Annotated in this window: 5 protein-coding genes; 3 read left to right on the top strand and 2 right to left on the bottom strand. The window is 72.7% G+C overall.

Annotated features, from left to right (window positions below):
• The first annotated feature begins 128 nt into the window (after positions 1 to 128).
• Positions 129 to 1,352 (top strand): c-type cytochrome biogenesis protein CcmI, encoded by a 1,224-nt coding sequence (ccmI, locus tag C665_RS17960; protein WP_004325473.1) that lies wholly within the window; start codon positions 129 to 131, stop codon positions 1,350 to 1,352.
• A 113-nt stretch (positions 1,353 to 1,465) separates the two neighbouring features.
• Here ccmI and alr read toward each other — a convergent pair whose 3' ends face one another.
• Together alr and C665_RS17950 are read right to left on the bottom strand one after the other, a co-directional pair.
• Positions 1,466 to 2,551, bottom strand: a complete 1,086-nt coding sequence (gene alr / locus C665_RS17955; protein ID WP_004325470.1) for an alanine racemase — start codon at positions 2,549 to 2,551, stop codon at positions 1,466 to 1,468.
• A gap of 351 nt (positions 2,552 to 2,902) precedes the next feature.
• Positions 2,903 to 4,228 carry a D-amino acid dehydrogenase gene (locus tag C665_RS17950; protein WP_004325468.1) on the bottom strand — a complete coding sequence of 442 codons (1,326 nt, stop codon included), beginning with the start codon at positions 4,226 to 4,228 and terminating at the stop codon, positions 2,903 to 2,905.
• A gap of 133 nt (positions 4,229 to 4,361) precedes the next feature.
• On the opposite strand from C665_RS17950, the gene C665_RS17945 reads away from it, so the two are divergent.
• Positions 4,362 to 4,829, top strand: coding sequence for an Lrp/AsnC ligand binding domain-containing protein (locus tag C665_RS17945; RefSeq protein WP_004325466.1), 468 nt, complete (start codon positions 4,362 to 4,364; stop codon positions 4,827 to 4,829).
• Positions 4,830 to 4,869: 40 nt separating this feature from the next.
• Positions 4,870 to 5,688: a helix-turn-helix domain-containing protein gene (locus tag C665_RS17940; protein ID WP_004325464.1), complete on the top strand. Its 819-nt coding sequence runs from the start codon at positions 4,870 to 4,872 to the stop codon at positions 5,686 to 5,688.
• Positions 5,689 to 5,862 lie beyond the last annotated feature (174 nt).

Below are 5,862 nucleotides of genomic sequence, written 5' to 3'. Positions count from 1 at the left end.
CTGCGCCGGCGCCGCAGCGAGATCGCCGCCGAGGGCGCGCTCAGCGCCGCAGACCGCGAGCGCGCGCGTGCGCTGCTCGCCGGCGGCGGGGACGCCGCCTCGAATCCCGCATCCCCGGAGTCCCGCAAGTGACCGCCTTCCTCGTTTTCGCCGGCCTGCTCGTGGCCGGCGCGTTGCTATTGATCCTGCCGCCGCTGCTCGGCTACGGCCGCCGCAGCCAGGCGCAGATGCGCCAGAGCGCGATGGTGCTGACCGTGCTGCGCGAGCAGCTCGCCGATCTCGACGCCGAGCTCGCCGAGGGCCGCATCGACGCCGCGACCCATGCGAAGAGCCGCGAGGAGCTGGAGCGCCGTGCCCTCGAGGAGGCCGAGGTGGCCGCCGAGACGGCCGACAGCGCCGACCGCCGGCCGAGCAAGGCGTGGGCGCTCGCCACCGGCCTCGCCATCCCCGCGCTTGCCGTCGGCACCTACCTGATGATCGGCGAGCCCGCCGCGCTCGACCCGAAGAACGTCGAGGGCCAGCAGGGCTTCACGCAGGAGCAGGTCACCGAGATGGTGGGCAGCCTGGAGAAGCACCTCGCCGCCAACCCCGACAACGCCGAGGGCTGGGCGATGCTGGCGCGGACCTACCTGGTGCTGAAGGACTTCCCCAAGGCTGCCGCCGCCTACGAACGCCTCGACAAGCTGGTGCCCAACGACCCCGACGTGCTCTCCGACTGGGCCGACGTGGTCGCCGCGCAGACCGGCAAGGTCGGGAGCGATGCCGAGGCGCTGGTGCTGCGTGCGCTCGAGGCGGAACCGAAGCATCCCAAGGCGCTGGCGCTGGCTGGCACCGCCGCCTACCAGCGCGACGACTTCGCCGCCGCCGCCGGCTACTGGGAGCGCATCCTCGCCCTGATCCCCCCGGGCGACGACGTCGCGCGCGGCGTGCGCGCGAGCATCAACGAGGCGCGCGCGAAGGCCGGCATGGCGCCGCTCGCCACCAACGAAGGCAATGCCGCGCCGCCGCCGGCCTCGCCGCTCAAGGTCGCCGGCCGCCTGCAGGTCGAGGGCGCGCTCGCCGGCCAGGTCGCGGCCGAGGACGCGGTGTTCGTGTTCGTGCGTGGCCCGGCCGGCGGCCCCCCGCTGGCGGCGCTGCGCTTCAAGGGCAGCGAGCTGCCGGTGAATTTCGACTTCGACGGCGCGAGGCTGATGATGGGCGACGCCGCGGTGCCCGAGCGCGTCGTGATCGCGGCGCGCGTCTCCAAGGGTGGCGATGCCACCGCACGCCCCGGCGACCTCGAGGGCGTCAGCGCTCCGGTGGCGCCGGATGCCGAAGGCGTGACGGTGACGATCGATCGGGTACGGGAGTGAGGCGTCGGGTGCGAGGCGTCGGGGGCAAGGAGCAAAACCTCCGCAAGCTGCGCTGAGAGGCTTCAGGAAGCCGGTGGACGCTCGATCGCCCGCCGCAGCTGACGCCTCGCTCCCTACGCCTTGCCTCCCACGCCTCGCGCGTCCGCATACTCCAGCCGCACCCGCTTCACGTTGCACAGCAGCTCGTAGCTGATCGTGCCCGCGGCCTGGGCGATGTGGTTGATCGGCACCTGCTTGCCCCATAGCTCGACCTGGCTGCCCAGGCAGGCCTCGGGCAGCGCGGTGAGGTCGATCGTCAGCATGTCCATCGACACCCGGCCGATGATCCGGCTCGCGCGGCCCTCCACCGCCACCGGGGTGCCGTCGGGCACCACGCGCGGGTAGCCGTCGGCGTAGCCCATCGCCACCAGGCCGACCCGCGTCGGGCGTTCGGCGACGAAGCGGCCGCCGTAGCCGAGCGCCTCGCCGGGCGCGATCTCGCGCACCGCCATCACCGCGCTCTCCAGCGTCATCACCGCACGCAGGCCGTTGCCCTCGGCGGGCATGGGATCGGCCCCATAGAGCAGGATGCCCGGGCGCGCCCAGTCGCGGCGCGCCTGCGGCCAGGCCAGGATCGCTGCCGAGTTGGCCACGCTGCGCGCGCCGGGCAGGCCGGCGGTGGCGGCCTCGAAGCGCTGCAACTGTTCCAGCGTGGTCCCGAGCTCGGGCTCGTCGGCGCGCGCGAAGTGCGTCATCAGCACGATGCGTCCGACCTTGCCGCTCGCCTGCAGGCGCCGCCAGGCCCGCGCCACCGCGTCGCCGACGAAACCGGCGCGGTTCATGCCGCTATTGACCTTCAGCCACACATCCACCGGTGCGGCGAGCGGCGTGCGCTCCAGCATGCACAGCTGCTCCTCGTGGTGCACGACCATCCACAGCCGCTGGCGCGCCACCTCGGCGAGCTCGTCGGCGGCGAACACGCCCTCGAGCAGCAGGATGGGGGCATCGATGCCGCCCGCGCGCAGCTCCAGCGCCTCGCCGAGGAAGGCTACCGCGAAGCCGTCGGCCTCGTCGCGCAAGGCCTGCGCGCAGCGCAGCGCGCCGTGGCCATAGGCGTTGGCCTTGACCACCGCGAGCGCCCGCCCGCCGTGGCGCTCGCGAGCGAGAAGATAGTTGTGGCGCAGGGCGGAGAGGTCGATGAGGGCGCGGGCGGGACGCATGGCGGGGATCGGAAGGGGTGGAAAGGCAAAATGGTGCGGGGAATTCGCCAGCGCCGCAATGCGCGGCCCGATCGCGACTCGCGTCGCTCCCACAGAGGCTCCCGCGCCGTGGAATCGCGACTCGTGTCGCTCCCACGAGGGCCCGCCACGCTGCCGGAGCCGCGCCGTAGGAGCGACGCAAGTCGCGATCGGGCGCGCGGATCACCGCCGCAGCACATGGAGCCGTGGAATCGCGACTTGCGTCGCTCCTACAGGGGCCGCCCACGCTGCCGGGGCACTGTAGGAGCGACGCGAGTCGCGATGCAGCCCCCCGGGTACGCGCCGTGGCTCACGAAGCCGCGCAAGCGCGCTTCAGACGGTGCCGAGCGGACGCTGGCGGGCGCCGGCCACCGGTATGCTGCGGTGCTCGGCGCCGTAGCGCGCGAGGCCGAGGTCGTCGTGGCGGATCGCCGGCTGGCGGCCGACGACCAGGTCGGCGACCAGCGCGCCGGCGCCGCAGGACATGGTCCACCCCAGGGTGCCGTGGCCGGTGTTGAGGAAGAGCTCGGGGAAGGGCGTGGCACCGATGATCGGGGTGGAGTCCGGCGTCATCGGGCGCAGGCCGGTCCAGAACTCCGCCGCCTTGACGTCGCCGCCGCCGGGGAAGAGGTCGTTCACCACCAGCTCCAGGGTCTCGCGCCGGCGCGGGTTGAGGCGCAGGTCGAAGCCGCCGAGCTCGGCCATGCCGCCGACGCGGATGCGCTCGTCGAAGCGCGTCACCGCGACCTTGTAGGTCTCGTCGAGCACCGTGGACACCGGCGCGCGCGCGGCGTCGACCAGCGGCACGGTCAGCGAGTAGCCCTTCACCGGATACACCGGCAGGTCCAGCCCGAGGCTGGAGGCGAGCGCGCGCGAGTAGCTGCCGAAGGCGAGCACGTAGCGGTCGGCGACCAGGGTCTGCTCGACGCCGTCGGCACCGGCGATGCGCACGCCCTCGATATGGCCGCCGCGGCGCACCAGCTCGCGCACCTCGGTGCCGAAGCGGAACGTCACGCCGGCCGCCTCCGCCATCGCCGCCAGGCGGGTGGTGAAGAGCTGGCAGTCGCCGGTCTCGTCGTTGGGCAGGCGCAGGCCACCGGCGAGCTTGCCGGGGCGACGGGCCAGCGCCGGTTCGGCGCTGGCGAGCGCGTCACCGTCGAGCAGCTCGTAGGGCACGCCGCACTCCTCCAGCACCGCGATGTCGCGCGCGGCGGCGTCGAGCTGGGCCTGGGTGCGGAACAGCTGCAGCGTGCCGCGGCTGCGCTCCTCGTAGGCGATGCCGGTGTCGGCGCGCAGCGTGCGCAGGCAGTCGCGGGCGTACTCGGAGACGCGCATCATGCGTTCCTTGTTCACCGCGTAGCGCGCGCTCGAGCAGTTGGCGAGCATCTGCGCCATCCAGCGCAGCTGGAACAGGCTGCCGTCGGCGCGGATCGCGAGCGGGGCGTGGCGCTGGAACAGCCACTTCAGCGCCTTCAGCGGAATGCCGGGCGCGGCCCAGGGTGTGGAGTAGCCGGGCGAGACCTGGCCGGCGTTGGCGTAGCTGGTCTCGAGCGCGGCGCCGGGCTGGCGGTCGATCACGGTGACGCGCGCGCCGCGTTGGGCCAGATACCACGCGGTGGTGGTGCCGATCACGCCGCTGCCGAGTACGATCACGTTCATTTCGCGTCTCCTGCCTGTATTCGATGGAATTGCGGCAGTCTAATGAGGCCTTGCTAGCGAAAGTCACTAAACTGATATCGCCAATCAGTGAAGATCACCAATCCGGAGGCCGCCTTGCCGGCGGCGCAGTGAAATGCGCGACCTCGACCGTACAGACCTGAAAATACTGGATTTGTTGCAGAAGAACGGGCGCCTGACGATGACCGAGCTCGCCCACCAGGTGGGCCTGTCGGCGACCCCGTGCACCGAGCGCGTGCGCCGCCTGGAGCGCGAGGGCGCGATTACCGGCTACCACGCCCGCGTCGACCCGCGCGCGCTCGGCCGCCCGCTGCTGGTCTTCGTCGAGCTCAAGCTCGCCGCCAAGTCGAACGACGCCTTCGAGCGCGTGAAGAAGGAGCTCGCCTTCGTCCCCGAGGTCATGGAGTGCCACCTCGTGTCGGGCGACTTCGACTACCTGATCAAGGCGCGCATTTCGGAGATGAGCGACTACCGTCGCCTGCTCGGCAACATCCTGCTCAAGCTGCCCTCGGCGACCGAGTCGCGCAGCTACGTGGTGATGGAGGAGGTGAAGGAGAGCCTCTATATTCCTCCCATGTCATGAGCCGCGGGAGGTCCCGGATGGACGACAGGAGCCGCCACGCATGAGTTCGGAACGTGGCACCTCGATCCGTGCCCTCGAACGCGGCATCGAGGTGCTGCGCCTGCTCGGCCCCCAGGAGGGCAGCTCGCTGCGCGCGCTCCACGCCGCCAGCGCGCTCCCCAAGCCGACCCTGCTGCGCATCCTGCTCACCCTGGAGCGGGGCGGGCTGGCGTGGCGATCGATCGACGACGGGCTGTGGCGGCGCTCGCTGGCGTGGACCGCGGCGCCGAGCGGGCACGCGATCGATCCGCGCCTGGTCGAGGCCGCGGCGCCGCACCTGGTGGCGCTGCAGCGCACGGTGCTGTGGCCGTCCGACCTGCTGGTGTACCGCGACTTCGCGATGGAGGTCGCGGAGAGCTCCCGCCGCCTCTCCGGGCTGGCGCTCAATCCGCGCTACCGCATCGGCTACCGGGTGGACATCCTGCTCTCCGCGCCCGGGCGGGCCTGGCTTGCCTTCTGCGCTGCGGCCGAACGCGAAGCGGTGCTCGCCCACTGGCGCGCCGCCTCGCCGTCGAATCCGCGCACGGCGGCGGTCCTCGAGGGCGAGATCGACGCCCTCCTGGAGGAGACGCGACAGCGCGGCTATGCGGTGCGCGACGCGCTCTTCGGCGGCTCGTTCGAGGACATGGCGGGCTTCGACGACGGCTTCGACGCCATCGCCGTGCCGATCCTCGCCGATGGCGGGGTGCGCGGGGCGATCAACCTGGTGTGGCCGCGGCGCTACGACCTGCGCGCGAAGGTGGTGGAGGCGCATCTGGCCGACCTGCAGGCCTGCGCCGCAGCGATCGCGGCCGCGCTCGCGTCGCCGCGCCAGCCCTGAGCACCGCCGCGCCGTCGCGGAGCCCTTCAGCGCGGGCGGGTGCGCTCCAGGTAGCGTTCCACGGCGTCGAGGTTGCGGCGCACGCGCGCATGGCCCGGCAGCAGGGCGTCGGCGGTGCGCAGCTCGCGCGCGGCCTCCTCCCAGCGCTGGCGCTGGCCGGCGAGCAGGCCGAGG

This window comes from Thauera aminoaromatica S2, from assembly GCF_000310185.1.
GTDB lineage: Bacteria > Pseudomonadota > Gammaproteobacteria > Burkholderiales > Rhodocyclaceae > Thauera > Thauera aminoaromatica.
Note: the sequence above shows the minus strand (reverse complement) of the source record. Positions and strands in the feature narration are given on the sequence as shown.

Bases quoted from the DNA above. Each gene is read 5' to 3' on its own strand.
- alr (WP_004325470.1), bottom strand. From the start codon at position 2,551: ATGCGTCCCGCCCGCGCCCTCATCGACCTCTCCGCCCTGCGCCACAAC.
- C665_RS17950 (WP_004325468.1), bottom strand. From the start codon at position 4,228: ATGAACGTGATCGTACTCGGCAGCGGCGTGATCGGCACCACCACCGCG.
- C665_RS17945 (WP_004325466.1), top strand. From the start codon at position 4,362: ATGCGCGACCTCGACCGTACAGACCTGAAAATACTGGATTTGTTGCAG.
- C665_RS17940 (WP_004325464.1), top strand. From the start codon at position 4,870: ATGAGTTCGGAACGTGGCACCTCGATCCGTGCCCTCGAACGCGGCATC.